Below are 20,444 nucleotides of genomic sequence, written 5' to 3'. Positions count from 1 at the left end.
TGGGATCATGGCTATCCGTCGCATCCTCACCGTCGATAACGCCGCCGATCTGGCGACGCTGAAGAAGATCTCCACGCCCGTGGAGGCCGTCACCGACGAGCTGCGCGCGCTGATGGATGACATGCTGGAGACGATGTACGACGCCCCGGGTATCGGCCTGGCCGCCGTGCAGATCGGCGAGCCCGTGCGCGTGATCACCATGGACCTAGCCCGTGAGGGTGAGGAGCCGGCCCCGCGCTACTTCGTCAATCCCGAGATCCTGTCGAGCTCGGAAGACACCCTCGGCTACGAGGAAGGCTGCCTGTCGGTGCCGGAATATTTCGATGAGGTCGAGCGCCCGTCGAAGGTCACCCTGCGCTACATGAACTATCAGGGCGAGACCGTCGTCGAGGAAGCCGAAGGCCTGTTCGCTGTCTGCATCCAGCACGAGATGGACCATCTGGAAGGCGTGTTGTTCATCGACCACCTCTCGCGCCTGCGCCGGGACCGCGCCATGGCCAAGGTGAAGAAGGCCCGTCGCGCGGCCTAAACCCCTTCGGGATCATGCTTTGTCACGCGCGCGCCGGCCTCGCGGCTTGCGCGACGCGACCTGATGCGCGCCTATCGCCTCCCGCAGCGGAAGGACGGCGATGATCAAGAGCATGCTAGCGGCCCTGGCCCTGATGGTCGGCGCGCCTGACGCCCCCTACACGGTCGCGCCGAACCTGTTCCAGCCAAGCCAGCCGGACCTGGGCCTTACCGCCGCGCCGGGAACCGAGACCTTCACCGTCTTCGCGCCCACGGAGGCCACCGACCGCTTCAGCAACGGCGTGGTGCTGGTCGGCTTCAAGGGCAAGCTGTACGCCCAGTGGCAGAGCTCGGCCCGCGACGAGGATTCGGCCGACACCTGGGTGGCCTACAGCGTTAGCGACGACGGCAAGACCTGGAGCGCGCCGCGCAAGCTGGCCCCGGCCGGCGAAAACGGCCTGATGCGCTCCAGCGGCGGCTGGCACACCGACGGGAAGGTCCTGGTCGCCTACGCCAATGTCTGGCCCGAGGGCTTCCAGTCGGGAGCCGGCGGCTATGCCGAGTACCGCACCAGCCAGGACGGCGTAACCTGGAGCGCGCCGAAACGTGTCATGGGCGCGGACGGCAAACCCGTCGAGGGCGTGATCGAACAGGACCCGCACGTCATCGACGGCCGGGTGCTGACCGCCTTCCACCTGCGCCCCGGCATGATCGCCAAGCCGTTCTTCACCGATGATCCCCTGGCCGTCGGCGGCTGGACGCAAGGGCAGATGGAGAATCTGCCGCGCGATACCTCCAGCGCCGCCGCCGCCCACGAAAAGAAGCTCAGCCGCGAGATCGAGCCCAGCCTGTTCCGCCGCGCCGACGGCTGCATCGTCATGGTGTTCCGCGACGAGGAGCTGAGCTTCCGCCAGCTGGCTTCGCAAAGCTGCGATCGCGGTGTGAGCTGGACGACCCCGGCCCTGACCGGCATGCCCGACGCCCGCGCCAAGCAGAGCGCCGGCAACCTGCCCGGCGGCGGCGCCTATCTGGTCAACGCTCCCAACACCGACCGCCCGCGCATCCCGCTGGCCGTGACCACCAGCGCGGACGGCCGCGTCTTCGACCGCAGCTGGCGTCTGCGCGGCAAGGCCGACCTGCAGCCGCTGCGCTTCGAGGGCCAGTACAAGCGCCCCGGCTATCACTATCCCAAGAGCGTGGTCTGGAACGGCTACCTCTATGTCGGCTACGCGGCCAACAAGGAGGACGTCCAGGTGACGCGGGTTCCGGTGAAGGCGCTGAGCGACTAGGGGCGCATGACCTCGACTTCGTCCTGGGCGGACGATAGTCGTGACCGCAGGCTGTAGGCGCCGTTGAGGTATGGCTGGCGAGGCGCCCAGCAAGGTTCGAGCGCCTTCTGCGCGTCCCACCACCAGCGCGCGGTCGGACCCATGGTGTCACGGCGGAGGGCGAAGTCGCTGGACGCGCCGCCCGCCGCGGGACCCATCAAGGTCACGTCGGAGGAGTCGCTGTAGGCCGTCTTCGGCGTGGTATCGAGCCCAGCCATGCTGACCGGCGGCAAGCGGGCGATCTTGCCGATCGTCTCTGCCAAGGCGGGGCAGGTGCGGCCGTCGACCCATTCGTGGCGGACGCTGACCAGGCCCATCTTCTGGTCCCGCCGCCGCCGTTCCAGCACCCAGACCGTGTTGGGCGCCTTGCCGATCTCATAGAATACGGCGGCTTCGTCGATGAAGATCCCCAGGCCGCCGCCCTGCTGCTTGACCCGGTAGACCGTCCGCACCGGCACGGCCTCGGCGTTCTCGATGGCGGCGGGCAAGGGGGGCGACGCCGGGCCGGCGGCCAGTGATGCGGCCGCGACGATCATCAGCGGAACGAGACTATTCACGGCGCGACCTTTCTGGATCGATGGTGTCAGCGCTTGCGGCCTTCCGGCGTGTCATACGGCGTCCCGTCGCGGTGACGGTAGAGGCTTTCGCCATCGCGCAACACGAGGTCGATGTCGGGATAGTCGCAGCCGTCCTCGGCAGGGCGGCGCGCGCCGATCTCCAGAAGCAGGACGTCGCGGTCCGAGCGGTTCTGGAAGTGGTGGCCGTTGGCGACGCCGGCCTTGAAGCCCGCGCACTCGCCGGCCCGCAGGATCGTCTCGCCGTCGTCATCGACCAGCACGACCTCGCCCTCGACTACCCAGGTGAACTCGTCCTCCGCCGTGTGCCAGTGACGCTGGCTGGACCACTGTCCGGGCGGCAGGCGCAGCAGATTGACCCCGAACTGGTTGAGCCCGACCGCGTCGCCCAGCTTGGTGCGATGGCGGCCCAGGCAGGGCTGGTTGAACGGCGCGGGATAGGCCGTGCCCACGCGGGTGGGGGCGTTAGAGATATCGATCTTGGGCATGGTCGGCCGTGCAGGTTTGCGTCAGGCCGGAGGGAAGCCTAAAGGCATCGCCATGACCAGCACCATCGACGCCGTTGAACTTGCTCAAGCGCTTATCCGCCGTCCGTCGGTGACGCCGGCCGACGAAGGCGCGATGGACACGCTGCAGCGGCAGCTGGAAAGCCTCGGCTTCGCCTGCCGCCGGATGAAGTTCGGCGAGATCGAGAACCTCTACGCCCGGCGCGGCACGGCGCGGCCAAACCTCTGTTTCGCGGGCCATACCGACGTGGTGCCGGTCGGCGACGACGCGGCCTGGACGGCGGGTCCGTTCGAGGCCGAGATCAAGGACGGCGTCCTCTACGGCCGCGGCGCGGTCGACATGAAGTCGGCCATCGCCGCCTTCGTCGCCGCCGTCGCCAAGATTCCCGAGCATCCCGGTTCGATCAGCTTCCTGATCACCGGTGACGAGGAGGGCGTGGCCGAGGACGGCACCGTCAAGGTCGTCGAGGCCCTGGCGGCCGAGGGCGAGATCATCGACCACTGCATCGTCGGCGAGCCGACCTCGGCCAACCTCCTGGGCGACATGGTCAAGATCGGTCGGCGCGGCAGCATCAACGCCTGGATCACGGTCGAGGGCCGCCAGGGCCACGTGGCTTATCCGCACCGGGCGGCCAATCCGATCCCGGTGCTGGTCGACATCCTCTCGCGCCTCCAGGCTCGGGTGTTGGATGACGGCTATACCGGTTTCCAGCCGTCGAACCTGGAGGTGACGACGATCGACGTCGGCAACACCGCGACCAACGTCATTCCCGCCGCGGCCAAGGCCCGGGTCAACATCCGCTTCAATCCGGGCCACAAGGGCGCCGAGCTGGCCGCCTGGTTCGAAGACGTGTCTCGCGCAGCGGCGGAAGGCTTCGACGGCAAGGTCGAGGTGCTGAGCAAGATCAGCGGCGAGGCCTTCCTGACCCTGCCGGGCGATTTCACCGACGTGATCGTGGCCGCGGTCGGCGACGCCACCGGTCGCGTGCCGGAGCTGTCGACCACCGGTGGCACCAGCGATGCCCGCTTCATCCGCGCCCTGTGCCCCGTCGTCGAGTTCGGCCTGGTTGGCTCGACCATGCACCAGGTCGACGAGCGCGTTCCGGTCGAGGAGGTGCGTCAGCTGGCCAACGCCTACGAGGCGCTGATCAACCGCTACTTCGCGGCCTTCGCCTAAAAGGGACCGCCCGGCGATGAAGGAACTCTCGATCGCCGAGGTGCTGGCCGAGGTCGCGGTGCTGGTGAAGCCCCACTTCGGCAAGGGCCGCACCGCCGACTACATCCCGTCGTTGGCCAGCGTGCCGGGCAGCAAGTTCGGCATGGCCGTGCGCACGGTGGCGGGCGAGGAGCACGTGATCGGCGACGCCGACGAAGGCTTCTCGGTCCAGAGCATCACCAAGGTCTTCGCGCTGGGCCTGGCGCTGAACCGCATCGGCGATGAGGTCTGGACGCGGGTGGGCAAGGAGCCCTCGGGCACGCCGTTCAACCACCTGTCGCTGCTGGAAGCCGAGAAGGGCGTGCCGCGCAATCCCTTCATCAACGCCGGGGCCCTGGCGATCACCGACGTGCTGCTGGACGTCAGCCCCGACCCGGCGGGCTTGGTGCGCGACTTCGCCGGCTTCCTGGCCGACGAGCGGGTCGAGATCGACGCGACGGTGGCGGCCTCGGAGCTGGCCAACGCCTGGCAGAACCGGGCCATCGCCAGCCTGATGCGCGGCCAGGGCACCATCACCCACGAGCCCGAGGCCGTGGTCGCCGCCTATTGCCGCCAATGCGCCCTGACCATGAGCTGCCGGCAACTGGCGCGGGCCTTCCTGCCCCTGGCGGCCGGCGGTTTCTCGCCGGTGGCCCAGGAGACCATTTTCCACGAGCGCCTGACCCGGCGGCTGAACGCCCTGCTGCTGACCTGCGGGATCTATGACAGCGTCGGCAACTTCGCCTACCGCGTCGGCCTGCCGTCCAAGAGCGGCGTCGGCGGCGGCGTGGTGGCAGTGATCCCTGGCAAGGCGACGGTGGCGGTGTGGTCGCCCGAGCTGGACCGGTTCGGCACCAGCGTAGTCGGCACGGCGGCGCTGGAAGCGTTCAGCCAGATCACCAACTGCTCGGTGTTGTAGGGCGTTACGCCTTAGTCCCCGTACCCCACGCCCACTAGATAAAGCCCGTCGGCCGGCGCGACCGGCCCGCACTCGCGCCGATCCTTGGCCTCCAGCGCCGCCTTCACGTCGTCCGGCGCCCAGCGGCCTGCGCCGACCTCGGCCAGGGTGCCGGTCATCGAGCGGACTTGGCGGTGCAGGAAGGAGCGGGCCTCGAAGTCCAGGTGGATCTCCTCGCCCACCCGCCGCACGCGAGCGACGTCCAGGGTCTTCACCGGGCTCTTGGCCTGGCAGTGCATGTCGCGGAAGGTCGTGAAATCGTGCAGTCCGATCAGATGCTGGGCGGCCGCGTGCATGGCGTCCGCATCAAGGTCCTTTTTCACGTGCCAGACCTTGCCCTTGTCCAGGGCCGGCGGGGCGCGGCGGTTGAGGATCCGGTAGAGGTAGCGCCGCTCATTGGCCGAGAAGCGGGCATGCCAGTCGCCCTCGGCCACGTCGGCCGACAGGATCGACACTGCCTCGCGCATCAGGTGGGCGTTGAGGGCGTTGAGCACCGTCTGGGCGGGCCAGTCGCGTTCGAGGTCGACATGCACGACCTGGCCGGTGGCGTGGACGCCGGTGTCGGTGCGGCCGGCGGCGGCGATGCGCACGTCCTGGCCGCTGAAGGCCTTCACCGCCGTCTCGATCGCGCCCTGCACCGACGGTAGCACGGCCTGGGCCTGGAAGCCGTTATAGGGCCGGCCGTCATACTCGACGAGGAGGCGGTAGCGGGGCATCAGGCCAGGATGGTCCCAGGCGCGATCGGGAAGCCGCGCGTGAAGGTCTCGGCGTCCTGGACGCCCTTGCCCTCGCGCTGGGCCTTCAGCAGGCGCACGGCGCTGTCGCCGCAGGCGATCAGCAGGGCGTCGTCCAGAGCCGTGCCGGGGGCGCCGGAAGCCGTCTCCACGTGCGACAGCAGGGCCTTCACGCGCACGGGGCCTTTCTCCGACGGGGCCTCGAACCAGGCGCCGGGGAAGGGTGACAGGCCGCGGATATGGCGATCGACCTCGGCGGCCGGACGGGTCCAGTCGATACGAGCCTCGGCCGACTTGATCTTCTTGGCGTAGGTGACGCCCTCTTCGGCCTGGGGCGTCTCGACCGCGCCGCCGCGTTCAATGGCGGCCAGGGCGACGGGCAGGATGCGGGCGCCTGTGGCGGCCAGCTTGTCGTGCAGGGTGGCGACGGTGTCGTCGTCGGTGATGACCACCTGCTCGGACATCAGGATCGCGCCCTCGTCCAGGCCCTCGCTCATCCGCATGACTTGGACGCCGGTGACGGCGTCGCCAGCCATGATCGCCCGCTGGATCGGCGCCGCGCCGCGCCAGCGGGGCAGCAGCGAGGCGTGCAGGTTGAAGCAGCCGTACTGCGGGGCGTCGAGGACGTCCTTGACCAGGATCTGGCCGAAGGCGACCACGACGGCGGCGTCTAGGTCCAGCGCCTGGAAGGCTTCGATCTCTTCCGGGGTCTTCATCGAGACCGGGGTGCGGACCGGCAGGCGCAGGCCTTCTGCAAAGGCGTGCACCGGCGAGGGCTTCAGGTCCTGGCCGCGCCCGCGCGGGGCCGGCGGCTGGGAATAGACGGCGACGATCTCGTGGCCCGAGGCGACGAGTTCGGCGAGGCAGGTGACGGCGAAATCGGGAGTGCCGAGGAAGGCGATGCGCATGGCGGGGGTTTAGACCCCCGCGCGCCCAGACGCAAAGCGAGTCGGAACCTGAGCCATGGGCTTTCGTTATCCACCCGACTCATCAGGGAGCACGACCATGCGTACCATTCTGTTTGTCGCCGGCTGCGCGGTTGCGCTCACCCTCGGCGCCTGTTCGCAGGAGCATGCCACCGAGATCAAGGACGGGGCCAAGGCGGCCGCCGCCGACGTCAAGGACGCGGCGCACAACATCGCCAACGACCCGGACGTCAAGGAAGCCGGCACGGCGATCAAGGAAGCCTCGCGCGAAACCGCCGCCGAGCTGAAGGAAGCCGCCGGCGAGGCTACCGACAAGGCCCAGGAGCTGGGCGCCAAGGCTGGCCAGGAAACCAAGGAAGCCACGCGCGAACTGCGCCAGGACGTCAAGGAAGGCGCACAGGATACGAAGCGTCAGGTCCACGAGGCGACGCGGTAGGCTGCTTCAAATCCTCCCCCGCTAGGGGGAGGATTTTCTTTGTCTGAGCTTAGTCCCGCAGCAGGTCGTTGATGCTCGTCTTCGAGCGCGTCTGGGCGTCCACCGTCTTGACGATCACGGCGCAGGCGAGGCCCAGGCCACTCTTGGCGTCAGGGCGGGCGCCCGGGACCACGACGCTGTAGGGCGGCACCTTGCCGATGTGGACCTGGCCGGTCGCGCGGTCGATGATCTGCGTCGAGGCGCTGATGAACACGCCCATCGACAGGACCGAGCCCTCGCCGACGACCACGCCCTCGACGACTTCCGAGCGGGCGCCGATGAAGCAGTTGTCCTCGATGATGGTCGGGTTGGCCTGCAGGGGCTCCAGCACGCCGCCGATGCCGACGCCGCCCGACAGGTGGACGTTCTTGCCGATCTGGGCGCACGAGCCGACCGTGACCCAGGTGTCGACCATCGTGCCCTCGTCGACGAAGCCGCCGATGTTCACGAACGACGGCATCAGGATGACGTTCTTGCCGATGTGAGCGCCGCGACGGACGATCGCGCCCGGCACCGCGCGGAAGCCGCCGGCCTCGAACTGCGGGGCGTCCCAGCCGTCGAACTTGTTGGCCACCTTGTCCCACCACGGACCGACGCCGCCGCCAAGCGTGCCGGCGCGCATGACGGTGTTGGGGTTCAGGCGGAACGACAGCAGCACGGCCTTCTTCAGCCACTGGTGGGTGACCCACTCGCCGTCGACCTTTTCCGAGACGCGGGCCTTGCCGCTGTCGAGCAGCAGCAGGGCTTCGTCGACGGCGGTGCGGACCGGGCCGGTGGTGGCGGCCGAGACGTCGGCGCGGGCTTCCCAGGCGGCTTCGATCTCGGTCTGGAGGTCGGAGAGGCTCACGGTGGTCATGCTGGGCTTCCTTGCAGGCGGGCCGAGCTCAGGAACTCGGCGAGGTCGTTGGTGCGGAAATGGACGTGTTCGGAGGTCGAGTCCTTGGCGTGCGGCCCGACCAGGATGGTGGTCATGCCCAGCCGCGCGGCGGGCACGAGGTTTTTCTCGCTGTCCTCGAAGAAGGCGCTCTTCGGCGGATCGATGGCGTGCAGCTTGGTGATCTTGTCGAAGGTGCTCAAGGACGGCTTGGGGATGTAGTCGGCCGTCTCGATCGCGAAGATCTCGGAGAACAGGTCGCGCAGCTCCAGATGAGTCAGCACCCGCTCGGCATGGGCGACCGAGCCGTTGGTGAAGATCAGGCGGCGGCCGGGCAGGGCGGCGATCGCTGCGCGCAGGGCCGGGTCCGGCGTCAGACAGTCCAGCGAGACGTCGTGCACCTCGTCCAGGAACACCTTGGGCTCCAGGCCGTGATTGATCATCAGTCCCGACAGGGTGGTGCCGTGCTCGGTAAAGTACTGGTGCTGCAGGGCCCGGGCTTCCTCGCGGGGAAGCCCGGTCATGCGCGCGACGAAGTCGGTCATCTTGACCTCGATGCGGCCCATGAACTGGGTCTCGATCGGGTAGACCGTGTTGTCGAGGTCGAACAGCCAGGTGTCGACATGCGAGAGATCGGCCGCCATCAGCGCGAGATCAGCGTGCCCGCGCCGTGCTCGCTGAACAGCTCGACCAGCATGGCGTGCGGGCGACGGCCGTCCAGGATGACCACAGCCTCGACGCCGGCCTCGATGGCGTGGATGGCGTTTTCCAGCTTGGGGATCATGCCGCCGGTGGCGACGCCCGTGGTGATCAGCTCGCGGGCCTGGTCGACGGTCATTTCGCGGATCAGCTCGCCGTTGCCGTCGAGCACGCCCTTGATGTCGGTCAGCATCAGCATCCGCTTGGCCTTCAGCGCGCCCGCCAGCGCGCCGGCGACGGTGTCGGCGTTGATGTTGAAGGTCTCGCCCTCGGTCGAGACGCCGATCGGCGCGATCACCGGGATGTAGTCGGTTTCCGAGGTCAACAGGGCCTGGATCAGGTGCGGATCGACCTTGGTCGGCTCGCCCACGAAGCCCAGGTCGACGACCTCCTCGATCATGCTGTCGGGATCCTTGCGGGTCCGGGTCACCTTCTCGGCGGTGATCAGGCGGGCGTCCTTGCCCGACAGGCCCACGCCGCGCACGTCGGCTTCAGCGCCGGCCAAGGTGATCCAGTTGGCGATCTCCTTGTTGATCGCGCCGGACAGGACCATCTCGGCGACTTCCATGGTCGCTTCGTCGGTGACGCGCAGGCCGTCGATGAAGGTCGACTTGACGCCGGCCTTGTCCAGCATGCGGCTAATCTGCGGGCCGCCGCCGTGCACCACGACGGGATGGACGCCCAGCAGCTTCAGCAGCACGGCGTCGGCGGCGAAGACCTTGGCCACCTCTTCCTGGCCCATGGCGTGGCCGCCGTATTTGATCACGACCGTCTCACGGTCGTAGATCTGGATATAGGGCAGGGCCTCAGCCAGGGTCTTGGCGGTGGCCCAGCCGGCTTCCTCGGCGGCTGCGTTCAAGGGGGTAGTCCTCGAAGGGGAGAATGACGGCGCCTCGATAGCGGACCCCGTCTTCCGTGTCACCCGAAAGGGACCCTAGCGTGGGTGATCGAACCGCCACTTCATCGCCAGCACCGCGCCGGACATCAGCAGGCAAGCGGTGTTGGAGGCGATCACCGGCCAGGCCTTGATCATCAGGCCGTAGGCGATCCAGCAGGAAAAGCCGGTGACGGTGACGACATAGGTGCGCAGCGAGACCGACGAGGCGTCCTTCTCCTTCCAGATCTTGACGATCTGCGGCGCGAAGCTGGTAATCGACATCAGGGCCGCGGCGGTTCCGACAAACGCGGCGGCCGGATGGACAGCCATCAGGCGCTTTGCGGGAGGATGTCGTTCAGGCCCCAGAGCTCGGCATAGGCCGGCGCCAGGCTCAGGCCCACCGGCACCGGGCCAGGAGCATGGCCTTCCTGCAGGCAGTAGGCCAGATAGCTGAGGGCGGTCTTCACGCCATGCTCGGAATAGGGCTTGCCGATCACGCCGCAGGCGCCGGCGAAGTCCTCGGGCAGGCGCTTGACGTTGGCGGTCATGAACAGCGCCACGCCGCCGCAATCCTGCGAGATCTTGCGGGCCACCTCGACGCCGGTCGGGCCGTCGCTGAGGTGGACGTCGACCAGGGCCAGATCGGGGTGCAGCTTTTCAGCCAGATCGACGGCTTCGTCCGAGCTCATCGCGCAGCCGAGCGAGTGGCAGCCCACCTCCTCGACCAGATGTTCGAGTTCGATCGCTAGCAGCATTTCATCTTCGACGATCAGAACTTCGAGCGTACGCGCGCTCATTACCAAAGCCTCTTTGTTCCCTAGTGCGTCATATCCACGGGCAAGAGAACGACGACACGGGTTCCGGGTTCCGCGTCGGTGGTCTCCACCTTCGCCTTCAGTTGCTGGCACAGCAGCTGGACGATGGTGAGGCCAAAGCCCGACGCCTTGGTTTCCTTGTCCAATCCAACGCCGTTATCCGTGATCTCGATACGGAAATCTCCGTTCAGGCGATTGACCCCGATGAAGATCCGGCCGCCGCGGCCCTCCGGAAACCCGTGGCGCAAGGCGTTGGTCAGCAACTCGTTCACCACCAGCGCGAACGGCGCAGCCTTGGCGGCGGGGATGTCGACCCGCTCCAGGTCCAGCTGGATCTCGATGTCGTCGCGTGCCGACGAGCCGACCAGGTCGGCGACCATGTCGCGGATAAAGGCCGAGACGTCGAAGCGCTGGACGTCCTCGCTCTGGAACAGGCGGCGGTGGACCGTGGCGATGGCGTTGACCCGGCCCAGCATGCCCTTCAGCGAGGCCTTCAGGTTCGGGTCAGCCACCCGGCGGTTCTGCAGCAGCAACAGGCTGGAGATGAGCTGCAGGTTGTTCTTCACCCGATGGTCCACCTCGTGGAGCAGGGCGGTTTTTTGCTCGAGGGCCTGGGTCAGCTCGCGGGTGCGGTCCTCGACCAGCTGTTCCAGTTCGTCCTGCCGGTCGCGGGAGCGCTTCGATTCCGAATAGTCGTCCATGCCAGCTCCCACCACCCCGTATGCGCTCAACGTACCCGATCATGTCGGGTTCCCAACACAGCAGAGTTTCACGACGGACGCACGGCGAGAACCCGGTCGGGCTCCCGCCGGCGCGCCGTCAGGGGCGTGCGGACTTCCCGGAACGCACGAACCCGTCGGGAGGGTGCGTTATCGCGGACGATAGATGCGGTCGAACACGGCCCCATCGGCGAAATGGTCGGCCTGGGCCTTCTTCCAGCCGCCGAACGTGTCGTCGATCGTCACCAGCGGCAGCGCCTTGAACTTGGCGGCGAACTTGGCCGCCACCTGGGCGTTGCGCGGGCGAAAATGGTGCTTGGCGATCAGGCCCTGGGCCAGGGGGCTGTAGAGGAAGTTCAGATAGCCCTCGGCCACGGTGCGGGTCTTGTGGCGGTCGACATTGCGGTCGACCAGGGCCACCGGCGGCTCGGCCAGGATCGACAGCGACGGATAGACGATGTCGAATTTCCCGGGCAGCTCCTCCTGGGCCAGGAACGCCTCGTTCTCCCAGGCCAGCAGCACGTCGCCCAGGCCGCGCTGGGTGAAGCTGGTAGTGGCCCCCCGTGCGCCGGTGTCCAGCACGGGGACGTGCTCGAAGACGCTCTTCACATAGGCCTCGGCCTTGGCCGGATTACCGCCCGGCTGCTTCAGCGCCCAGGCCCAGGCGGCCAGGTAGTTCCAGCGCGCCCCGCCCGAGGTCTTGGGATTGGGGGTGATCACCTGCACGCCGGGGCGCACCAGGTCCGGCCAGTCCTTGATCTTCTTCGGGTTGCCCTTGCGGACCAGGAACACGATCGTCGAGGTGTAGGGCGTCGAGTTCTGCGGCAGGCGCGACTGCCAGTTGGCCGGCAGCAGGCGCGAGCGCAGAGCGATCTCGTCGATGTCATAGGCCAGCGCCAGGGTGACGACATCGGCCTGCAGGCCGTCGATCACCGAGCGGGCCTGCTTGCCCGACCCGCCGTGGCTCTGGTTGATCACCAGGGTCTGGCCGACCCGCTCCTTCCAGTACTTGGCATAGGCGGCGTTGACGTCCTTGTAGAGCTCGCGCGTCGGGTCGTAGCTGACGTTCAGCAGGGTCACCGTTTTGGGCTGCGCATTGGCGGCGCCCGCCAGGCCGGCCGTGGCGAGCGCGCCGGCGCCGGCCAGCAGGCCGCGGCGAGAGGGCTGTTTTGCATCTTGCGTCATGGGAAGCTCTGCTTTCGGCCGCCAGAGGATGTCTAGGTTCTAGCCGGTTTGTAGATCTGGTCGAAGACGCCGCCGTCCGCGAAGTGCTTGGCCTGGGCCTTGGCCCAGCCGCCGAACGGGTCGTCGATCGTCACCAGGGTGATCTGGGGAAACTTGGCCGCATACTTCCGGGCCGCTGCCGGATCGCGGGGACGGTAGTGGCGCCTGCCGATCAGATCTTGCGCCAGGGGGCTGTACAGGAAGTTCAGGTAACCCTCGGCGACGGTGCGCGTTCCGCGCCGCGCGACCACCTTGTCGACGACCGCCACCGACGGCTCGGCCAGGATGGAGATCGACGGATAGACGATCTGGAACGTGTCGGCGCCGAACTCCTCGCGGGCCAGGTGGGCTTCGTTTTCCCAGGTCAGCAGCACGTCGCCGACGCCTCTTTGCGCAAAGGTGGTCATCGAGCCGCGCGCGCCGCTGTCCAGCACCGGAACCTGGGCGTAGAGCCGCCGGACGAACTCGCGGGCCGCGACTTCCGAGCCGCCAGGACGCTTCAGGGCATAGGCCCAGGCCGCCAGATAGGCCCAGCGCGGCGCGCCGCCGGTCTTGGGATTGGGCGTGACGATGGCCACGCCCGGCTTGATCAGGTCGCCCCAGTCCTGGATCCGCTTGGGATTGCCCTTGCGGACCAGGAACACGATCGTCGAGGTATAGGGCGCACTGTTGTGCGGCAGGCGCTTTTGCCAGTCCTTGGCGATCAGGCCGCGCTTGGCGATCTGGTCGATGTCGTCGGCCAGGGCCAGGGTCACGACATCGGCCTGCAGGCCGTCGATTACCGAGCGGGCCTGCTTGCCCGAGCCGCCGTGGCTTTGATTGATCGTCAGGTCCTGGCTGACGCGGCCCTTCCAGTACCTCGCGTAGGCGGCGTTGATGTCCTTGTAGAGCTCGCGCGTCGGGTCGTAGCTGACGTTCAGCAGGGCCAGCGGGCGTGGCGCGGCGTTGGCGCCCGCGGCAACCGCCGCCATGCCGGACGCGACGAGGCCGCGGCGCGACAAGGTCCTGGTCTTCTGGCTGGTCATCGACATCCCCATGGCGGCGCTAGGGAAGACAATTATTCCCAGCGGCGAAATCGAGATTTGAGACGACCGGCCGTCAGTTTTTCTGCAGAGGCCCGGACAGCAAAACGGCGGCTGCCCTGGGGACAGCCGCCGCATCGCGATCATGGAAGCTGATCGGGCTTAGAACATCGCCCGGCCGGCGAAGCGCAGGTTGTAGCGCTTCTGCTTCTTGGTGGCTTCGACGCCGCCTTCCAGCGCCAGGTACGACATCGGCGTACCGGCCCGCAGGGCGAAGCCGGCGGTCACTGCGCCGTCCTTGTCGTTCAGCGCGGCCAGGGTGAAGGGATTGCCGCCGCGGAAGTTGGCCACGGTGTCGCCGACCGAACCCGCCAGGGTCTTGCGGTAGCCGACGCGAACTTCCGGACGCCACCACACGGCTTCGCCGAAGTCGGCGCCCAGAACCACGCCCAGTTCGCCGCTCAGGTTGCTGGAGTTGCGCTTGGCGACCGTCAGGTCGAAGCCGTCGCCGCCGCCGGTTTCGGTGCGCTTGCCTTCGCGCAGCGTAACATAGTCCAGACGACCTTCCGGACGGGCGAAGAAGCGCCCGAACTTCTGCTCGTAGGCCGCGCCGGCATAGGCGTTGGCGGTCAGGCCGTTCCAGTCGGCGTTGTTGCGCAGCACCAGATCGGCCACGCCGCTGCCGTCGCTGTCCGGCGCGATGAAGGCGCGGTCGCCCTTGAAGAAGCCGTAGCCGACGCCGCCGCCCAGGTTGAAGCGCCAGCCGCCGACCGAACGCCGCCAGTAGGCGCCCGTCTGGACGAACGAGGCGGTGGTTTGCTCACCGACCTTGGCGACGTTGTCGTGCTCGTCCAGGCTCATATAGGCCAGGGTCACGCCCAGGGCGCCGCCGGCGTCGCCTATGGCCTCGTAACCGGCCACGAAGCCGAACGCCTCGGTGTCCGAACCTAGGGTCTGGTCGGTCTCGCGACGGGTCAGCGAGTTGACTTCCAGCACCCAGATGCTGTCCGGGCCATAGCGGTCGCCCGGATCAGGGCGGAACATGGTGGCGGCCGAGATCTGTTGGTTGACCGACTGCAGGGCGGCGAACAGGCCCTGGCCCTGGTCGGGCAGCATCTGGTCGTACAGGTCGCGGAAGCCGTCGCGGGTGTTCTGGTTCAGGAAGGTCGACGCCAGCGTCGTGTTCTTGCCCAGCGCGCCATAGACCGCGTCATAGGCCGAGGCTTCGGCCTGGTTGAAGCCGATCTCGGCGGCGGTGCGGCGACGCACGTCGATATAGACGTTGTTCTGGTCGGCGCGGCTGGTGGCCACGTACATGTAGGGCGACTGGGCCAGCAGGCTGTTGCCGAACGTGCCGACGTTGATGTTCGAGCCCTGGATCACCGTGAAGCTGGTCGGCTGGGTGACCAGATTGGCCAGGCGGATGCCCAGCTCGGCGCCGCTGGCGATGTTGGTCGCGCCCGAGACCACCAGCTTGGTGTTCGTGCCGGCCGTGGGATCAGCCGAGAACAGGATCTTGCTGCTGGCGCCCAGGTTCAGGCTGCTGACGTTGATCGTCTCGCTGTTCAGGATGCCCAGGCTGCCGTTGGCGATGGCGATGTCCAGGCGGCCGTCGCCGCTGTTCAGCGTGCCCAGGGCCGTGCCGCCGCCGTCGATCGACAGGCGGTCCTGGCCGGCGCCGAACGACATGGCGCCCACCAGGGTGCCGCTCCACACGTTCAGCGTATCGTTGCCGCCGCCGAACATGACGTCGCCGATCGTGGTCGGCGCCACCGTGGCGGCCGACGCGTCGGCGCTGGTGACCGTGTCGGTGCTGGGATAGGTCGTGGTCGAGGTGAACGAGGCCGGACCCGACTGGGTGTAGGTGACGCCCGAATTGTTGGCCCGCAGGTCCAGGGCGATGGCCTTGCCGGCCGCCGTGGGCGTGGTCGTGGGCAGGGTGCCGTCGTTCTTGTAGGCCGGCGCCGACACGGCCGCGCGGATCGTGCCGGTGTTGGTGATGGTCTTCAGCGTGCCGGCCTGGTCGAGGACGGCGACCGCGTCGCCCGTTTCGCCGGTGCGCGTGGCGCTGATCGCGCCGGTGTTGTTCAGCGCCGTGGTCGTCGAGCCCGCGCCCAGCGTCACGCCGTACGCATTGGCCGTCACGCCCGAGCTGGCGAACGACGAAGAGGTCGAGGTGATGGCCCCGCGGTTCAGGATCGTCGGGACATTGGCCCCGGCGTTCAGCTGCACACCGGTCGCGTCGGCCTCATAGGCGGTCGCGCCGATCTGGCCGTCGTTGCGCAGGCCGCCGACCACCGTCGTAGTGGTCCCGCCGGTTCCTGCGCCGATCTGCAGGCCGGTGGCCTTGATCTTGTCGTAGACGCCCGCCGCGGCGATCGTGCCCTTGGCCACCACGCCATAGGCGTTGTCGCCGGCGCCGACCGCGCCCAGGGTGATGTTCTTGCTGTCCGAGCCGATCAGCAGGGCGGGCGCGCCGCCGAAGCTGCTGATGCTCGACGAGCCGGTCGTGCTGGAGGTGATCGTCGTGACCGTGGTCGTGCCGTCGGTATTGACCTTGGTCGAGTAGTTGGCGCCCTGCAGCAGCACGCCGCCGCCGACATCGCCGGCCACGCGGACGGCCGGGCCGCCCTGCAGCAGGTCGTCGGCGTCCAGCTTGTTCAGCGCGTCCAGCGTCGACGGACGGCTGGTGTAGCGATAGCCGGTCGCGCTGGCCGTGCCTTGCAGCACCAGCGGGCCGCTGACATTGGCGTCGATCGCCTGGGCGACCGCGTTCAGGCCCTGAACGTTGACGGCGCCGCCCAGCGTCACCGCGCCGGTCACCGGGCCGGTGACGCGCACGCCATGGGCGTTGTCGCCCAGAACGGTGATCGAGCCATGATTGCTGATCGAGCCGACGACCGGCCCCTCCAGCAGCATGCCGGCCGAATTGTTGCCCTCGATGCTGATGACGCCGCCCGAGGCGTTGCTGATGTCGCCGGTGAAGGTTCCGGCGTTGGTCAGGCGGATGCCGAAGCGATTGTTGCCCTGGGCGAAGGCGCCATCCAGGTCGCCGTCCGAGTCGCTGTCGGTCGCAGTGTAGTCCTCGACCAGTGAGATCGTGGCCGAGTTGGTCACCGAGCCGGTCTTGCCGCCGATCACCAGGACGCCGACGCTGTCATTGACGCCCGTCGTCGACAGGTTGCCCAGGTTGGTGACCTTGTTGTTGCTGTCCAGCGTGACGATCGCGCCGGCGGTCGTCGTCTTGATCGAGCCGTCCGCCGTGATGCGGATGTCGTCCGGCGCCGAGCCCGTGGCCGTGCTGGTCGCGATCGGCGTCGTGCGCGCGGTGGTGACCGAAGTCTCCGCCGAGGCGGCCAGCCCCATGGCCAGAAGAGGAGCGGCCGCGACCGTCGCGACCAGGACCTTGCGCTGCATTACGAACGACACCTCGATAAAATCCGCGCACCTAATTCGGGTCACGATGCGGCGAAAATGCGGTGAGTCCCGCCCGCGACACGTACTAAGGCGCCAACCGTCTATCGCATGGCTTGGCGGGGCGCCATATCTGGTTCGTCGAATCGCTTCTGGCTTGAAACCGTGAGCCTCCCCATGCCGCTGGCGAACCCGCTCTCCGACGGACCGCAAGGCCGCCGCCCACGCGCGTTCTGGCCCCAGATGATCGGCCCTGGCGTCCTGCTGGGGCTGGCCGTGACGGGACAGGCCCAGCCCGTGCCGGCGATCCTGTCGGCGATCGCGGTCGGCGGCAGCGTCTACTGGCTATCACAGCGCAGCCAGGCGACCGACGTGGGGCCCAGCCCCGGCGCGGCGCTGACCCCGGCGGCCGCGGCCGAAGAGATTCCGCCCTTCGCCTCGATTCTCGACCGCCTGCCCGATCCCCTGATGGTGATCAGCGCCGAGGAGGCCGACGACCTGACGGGCCGCCGCTTCCTGTTCGCCAACGCCGTGGCCCGCGACCTCTTCAAGATTCAGCACCAGGGCGCGCTGCTGGTCACGGCCGTGCGCAATCCGCGCGTGCTGGAGGCGGTGGACGAGGCGCTGTTCGGCGGCGTCGAGGGGGTGGTCGAGTTCGAGACCGGCGGCGCCCAGGGCCGCGCCTGGCTGGCCCATGCCCGGCCGCTGCGCGAGACCTCCGGCCGTTCGCGCCTGGCGCTGCTGGCGCTGCGCGACGAGACCGACGCCCGCCGCAGCGAGCGCACCCGCGCCGACTTTCTCGCCAACGCCAGCCACGAGCTGCGCACGCCGCTGGCGTCGCTGTCGGGCTTCATCGAGACCCTGCGCGGCCACGCCAAGGACGATCCGGGCGCGCGCGACAAGTTCCTGGCCATCATGCTGGCCCAGGCCGAGCGGATGTCGCGTCTGATCGACGACCTGATGAGTCTGTCGCGAATCGAGCTGAACGAGCACATCGCGCCGCTGGGCCGGGTGGATCTGGCCATGGCCGCCGTCGACGTCATCGACGCCCTGGCCCCGCAGGCCCGCGAGAAGGTGGTGACCTTCGACCCGGTGCTGCCGCCGCGTGGCGGGGCGGTGGTCGACGGCGACCGCGACCAGATCATCCAGGTGATCCAGAACCTGATCGACAACGCCATCAAGTACACGCCCGAGGGCGGGGTGGTGCGGATCGAGATCTTCCCCGGCCTGGGCGCCGAGGCCGCCGCGGCGGCGCGTGATCCGATCGCCTCGCGCCTGTCGCTGCTGACCCCCGACCACGACGCCGGCGAGCGCTATGCTGTGCTGCGGGTGACCGACCGTGGGCCGGGCCTGGCGCGCGAGCACCTGCCGCGCCTGACCGAGCGCTTCTATAGAGTCGAGGGCCAGAAGAGCGGCGAGCGTTCGGGCACCGGCCTGGGCCTGGCGATCGTCAAGCACATCATGAACCGCCACCGCGGCGGCATGACGGTCGAGAGCGTGCAGGGCGAGGGCGCGACCTTCGGCGTCTATCTGCCGATGGCCAAGGGGGCGGGCGACCCCGCGCCGATTCCGCCGCCGGTGGCCGCCGAGGCTTAAGAGGCGTGACCTAGAACTCGGTCCACTCGTCGTCCTTGACGGCCAACTGAGCGCTGCCCGGTCGACCGGCCGAACGAACGGCGGCAGGACGTGGAGCAGTGCGTTGCATCACCGGTGCGGGCGCGCGGGCCGGACGCTGGATCTGCGCAGGCTTTTCCTCGCCAGCGCTGACGGTGAAGCGGGCGACCAGGTGGGCCAGCTCCTCGGCTTCGCTGCGCAGGCTGGTGGAGGCGGCGTTGGCTTCCTCGACCATGGCGGCGTTCTGCTGGGTGACCTGGTCCATGCGATTGACGGCGGTGTTGACCTCGGAGAGGCCCGTGGCCTGCTCGCGCGAGGACTGGGCGATCTCGGAGATCAGGCCGTCGATGGTGCTGACCTTGGCGACGATGGCCGACAGGGCCGTGCCGGTCTCGCCGACCAGCTTGACGCCGCGATCGACCTGGGCGGTCGAGTTGGCGATCAGGGTCTTGATCTCCTTGGCGGCCTCGGCCGAGCGCTGGGCCAGGGCCCGCACTTCCTGGGCGACGACGGCGAAACCACGGCCGGCCTCGCCAGCACGCGCCGCCTCGACGCCGGCGTTCAGCGCCAGCAGGTTGGTCTGGAAGGCGATCTCGTCGATCACGCCGATGATGCTGGTGATCTTGGTCGAGCTGCCTTCGATCTCGCTCATGGCGGCTACCGCGTCGGCGACGATCTCGCCGGAGCGGGCGGCGTCGGCGCGGGCGCCGGTCGCCGTGGCCGAGGCCTGCTTGGCCCCTTCGGCGCTGCGATTGACCGTGGCGGTGATCTCGTCCAGCGCTGCGGCGGTCTCTTCCAGGCTAGCGGCCTGCTGTTCGGTGCGGCGCGACAGGTCGTCGGAGGCGATCGAGATCTCGTGGGCCCCGGCCCCGACGCCGCGGGTGGCGTGAGCGACCACGCCCATGGCGTCGTCCAGCGACGACATGGCGGTGTTGAAGTCGTTGCGGACCTTGTCGAACTGCGGATCGACCTGGCTCTGGATGCGATAGGTCAGGTCGTTGCTGGCCAGGTGCTCCAGGCCGGTGGCGATCTCGTTGACGGCGTGGACGCGGCCGGTGACGACCGTGGCGAACTTCACGACCTTGGCGATGCGGCGCTTGTGGTCGAAAATCGGATTGTACGAGGCCTGGATCCAGACCTCGCGGCCGTCCTTGCCCACGCGCTTGAACTCGGCGGCGACGAATTCCCCGCTGTTCAAGCGGCGCCAGAACTCGCCGTAGTCGGCCGAGTTGGCGTAGGCGGTCTCGACGAAGATCCGGTGATGGCGGCCCTTGATCTCGTCCAGGGTGTAGCCCATCGCCTCAAGGAAGTTGCTGTTGGCGCAGAGGATCTGCCCCTCGGGCGTGAACTCGATGACGGCCTGAGCGCGGCTGATGGCTTCCATCTTGCCCTGGTGCTCGGCGTTCTTCTGCTTCTGGTCGGTGATCACCGTGGCGATCTTGACAATGCGGGTGACCACGCCGCGGTTGTTGCGGATCGGGTTGTAGGAGGCCTGGATCCAGACCTCGGCCCCGCCCTTGCCGACCCGCAGATACTCACGGGCGTCGAACTCGCCGCGGCCCAGCTTGTCCCAGAAGGCGCGATATTCGCTGCTGGTCGCGTAGGCGGCCTCAACGAACATGCTGTGGTGCTTGCCGATGATTTCTTCGAGCTTGTAGCCCATCGCGCCGCAGAAATTGGGGTTGGCCGAGAGGATCTTGCCGGTCGGGTCGAACTCGATCGTCGCCAGGGAGCGATCCAGGGCGGCCAGGGTCTCTACGGCTTGGGCATGCGAACGCTGGAACATCATCGCTTCGGCGCTCCTGGGGAGAGGGCGGTTGTTGTAGGGCAGGACAGAAGCCACGGCTCAGTCAACAAGTGCTGAAGATGAGCGAGCTAATTGAACGTGTGCGATTGAATTTTGAGCGATGCTTCCCGATGGCTCAATCGCAAACCGCTGATACGCAAAGGGAAAGCCAGTAGAATGTCCATGATGTCGCAGG

Annotated in this window: 19 protein-coding genes and 1 pseudogene; 6 read left to right on the top strand and 14 right to left on the bottom strand. The window is 68.1% G+C overall.

The window, feature by feature from the left end; translation table 11 throughout:
• Positions 1–7 precede the first annotated feature (7 nt).
• Together def and ABDW31_RS03430 are read left to right on the top strand one after the other, a co-directional pair.
• Complete coding sequence (def, locus tag ABDW31_RS03435) at positions 8–529, top strand: peptide deformylase (RefSeq protein WP_184716003.1); 522 nt, start codon at positions 8–10, stop codon at positions 527–529.
• Between the two features lie 100 nt (positions 530–629).
• The gene (locus tag ABDW31_RS03430) at positions 630–1,796 is read left to right on the top strand and encodes a sialidase family protein (RefSeq protein ID WP_184716005.1); all 1,167 of its coding nucleotides are present in this window, start codon (positions 630–632) and stop codon (positions 1,794–1,796) included.
• Here ABDW31_RS03430 and ABDW31_RS03425 read toward each other — a convergent pair.
• Together ABDW31_RS03425 and ABDW31_RS03420 are read right to left on the bottom strand one after the other, a co-directional pair.
• Positions 1,793–2,392: a hypothetical protein gene (locus tag ABDW31_RS03425; protein WP_184716007.1), complete on the bottom strand. Its 600-nt coding sequence runs from the start codon at positions 2,390–2,392 to the stop codon at positions 1,793–1,795. The genes ABDW31_RS03430 and ABDW31_RS03425 overlap by 4 nt on opposite strands.
• A gap of 26 nt (positions 2,393–2,418) precedes the next feature.
• The gene (locus ABDW31_RS03420; RefSeq protein WP_184716009.1) at positions 2,419–2,898 is read right to left on the bottom strand and encodes a cupin domain-containing protein; all 480 of its coding nucleotides are present in this window, start codon (positions 2,896–2,898) and stop codon (positions 2,419–2,421) included.
• A 52-nt stretch (positions 2,899–2,950) separates the two neighbouring features.
• On the opposite strand from ABDW31_RS03420, the gene dapE reads away from it, so the two are divergent.
• Positions 2,951–4,093 carry a succinyl-diaminopimelate desuccinylase gene (dapE, locus tag ABDW31_RS03415; protein ID WP_184716011.1) on the top strand — a complete coding sequence of 381 codons (1,143 nt, stop codon included), beginning with the start codon at positions 2,951–2,953 and terminating at the stop codon, positions 4,091–4,093.
• A gap of 16 nt (positions 4,094–4,109) precedes the next feature.
• Entirely contained in the window at positions 4,110–5,030 is a 921-nt protein-coding gene (locus tag ABDW31_RS03410) for a glutaminase (RefSeq protein ID WP_184716013.1), read from the top strand.
• An 11-nt stretch (positions 5,031–5,041) separates the two neighbouring features.
• Here the strand turns inward: ABDW31_RS03410 and truA are convergent, their stop codons facing one another.
• Together truA and fmt are read right to left on the bottom strand one after the other, a co-directional pair.
• Entirely contained in the window at positions 5,042–5,785 is a 744-nt protein-coding gene (truA, locus tag ABDW31_RS03405; RefSeq protein WP_184716015.1) for a tRNA pseudouridine(38-40) synthase TruA, read from the bottom strand.
• Complete coding sequence (gene fmt, locus ABDW31_RS03400; RefSeq protein ID WP_184716017.1) at positions 5,785–6,711, bottom strand: methionyl-tRNA formyltransferase; 927 nt, start codon at positions 6,709–6,711, stop codon at positions 5,785–5,787. Before fmt ends, truA begins: the two co-directional genes overlap by 1 nt.
• A 97-nt stretch (positions 6,712–6,808) precedes the next feature.
• On the opposite strand from fmt, the gene ABDW31_RS03395 reads away from it, so the two are divergent.
• Positions 6,809–7,165: a cell surface protein gene (locus ABDW31_RS03395; protein ID WP_184716019.1), complete on the top strand. Its 357-nt coding sequence runs from the start codon at positions 6,809–6,811 to the stop codon at positions 7,163–7,165.
• Positions 7,166–7,214: 49 nt separating this feature from the next.
• Here ABDW31_RS03395 and dapD read toward each other — a convergent pair whose 3' ends face one another.
• The 9 genes and pseudogenes from dapD to ABDW31_RS03350 all read right to left on the bottom strand — a co-directional run bounded on the left by dapD (position 7,215) and on the right by ABDW31_RS03350 (position 16,863).
• Positions 7,215–8,060: a 2,3,4,5-tetrahydropyridine-2,6-dicarboxylate N-succinyltransferase gene (dapD, locus tag ABDW31_RS03390; protein ID WP_184716021.1), complete on the bottom strand. Its 846-nt coding sequence runs from the start codon at positions 8,058–8,060 to the stop codon at positions 7,215–7,217.
• A complete protein-coding gene (locus tag ABDW31_RS03385; protein WP_184716022.1) occupies positions 8,057–8,722 on the bottom strand; it encodes a pyrimidine 5'-nucleotidase in 666 nt (221 codons plus the stop codon). Before ABDW31_RS03385 ends, dapD begins: the two co-directional genes overlap by 4 nt.
• Positions 8,722–9,636, bottom strand: a complete 915-nt coding sequence (gene argB, locus ABDW31_RS03380) for an acetylglutamate kinase (RefSeq protein WP_184716024.1) — start codon at positions 9,634–9,636, stop codon at positions 8,722–8,724. The genes ABDW31_RS03385 and argB overlap by 1 nt, the downstream gene beginning before the upstream one ends.
• Before the next feature lie 75 nt (positions 9,637–9,711).
• Positions 9,712–9,984 (bottom strand): SemiSWEET transporter, encoded by a 273-nt coding sequence (locus ABDW31_RS03375; RefSeq protein WP_184716026.1) that lies wholly within the window; start codon positions 9,982–9,984, stop codon positions 9,712–9,714.
• A complete protein-coding gene (locus ABDW31_RS03370; protein WP_184716029.1) occupies positions 9,984–10,451 on the bottom strand; it encodes a response regulator in 468 nt (155 codons plus the stop codon). Before ABDW31_RS03370 ends, ABDW31_RS03375 begins: the two co-directional genes overlap by 1 nt.
• Before the next feature lie 20 nt (positions 10,452–10,471).
• Positions 10,472–11,146, bottom strand: a pseudogene (locus ABDW31_RS03365) (sensor histidine kinase); the annotation flags it as partial.
• A 192-nt stretch (positions 11,147–11,338) separates the two neighbouring features.
• Positions 11,339–12,373 (bottom strand): sulfate ABC transporter substrate-binding protein, encoded by a 1,035-nt coding sequence (locus tag ABDW31_RS03360; protein ID WP_184716031.1) that lies wholly within the window; start codon positions 12,371–12,373, stop codon positions 11,339–11,341.
• Positions 12,374–12,405: 32 nt separating this feature from the next.
• Positions 12,406–13,443 (bottom strand): sulfate ABC transporter substrate-binding protein, encoded by a 1,038-nt coding sequence (locus ABDW31_RS03355; protein ID WP_184723586.1) that lies wholly within the window; start codon positions 13,441–13,443, stop codon positions 12,406–12,408.
• 153 nt (positions 13,444–13,596) lie between these two features.
• Positions 13,597–16,863 (bottom strand): autotransporter outer membrane beta-barrel domain-containing protein, encoded by a 3,267-nt coding sequence (locus ABDW31_RS03350; protein ID WP_184716033.1) that lies wholly within the window; start codon positions 16,861–16,863, stop codon positions 13,597–13,599.
• Between the two features lie 228 nt (positions 16,864–17,091).
• Here ABDW31_RS03350 and ABDW31_RS03345 point away from each other — a divergent pair, with 228 nt between their 5' ends.
• Positions 17,092–18,444 (top strand): ATP-binding protein, encoded by a 1,353-nt coding sequence (locus ABDW31_RS03345; RefSeq protein WP_343698305.1) that lies wholly within the window; start codon positions 17,092–17,094, stop codon positions 18,442–18,444.
• 10 nt (positions 18,445–18,454) lie between these two features.
• Here ABDW31_RS03345 and ABDW31_RS03340 read toward each other — a convergent pair whose 3' ends face one another.
• Complete coding sequence (locus ABDW31_RS03340; RefSeq protein WP_184716038.1) at positions 18,455–20,251, bottom strand: methyl-accepting chemotaxis protein; 1,797 nt, start codon at positions 20,249–20,251, stop codon at positions 18,455–18,457.
• Between the last annotated feature and the right edge of the window lie 193 nt (positions 20,252–20,444).

It is taken from the genome of Caulobacter sp. (assembly GCF_039596335.1).
Classification (GTDB): Bacteria; Pseudomonadota; Alphaproteobacteria; order Caulobacterales; family Caulobacteraceae; genus Caulobacter.
Note: the sequence above shows the minus strand (reverse complement) of the source record. Positions and strands in the feature narration are given on the sequence as shown.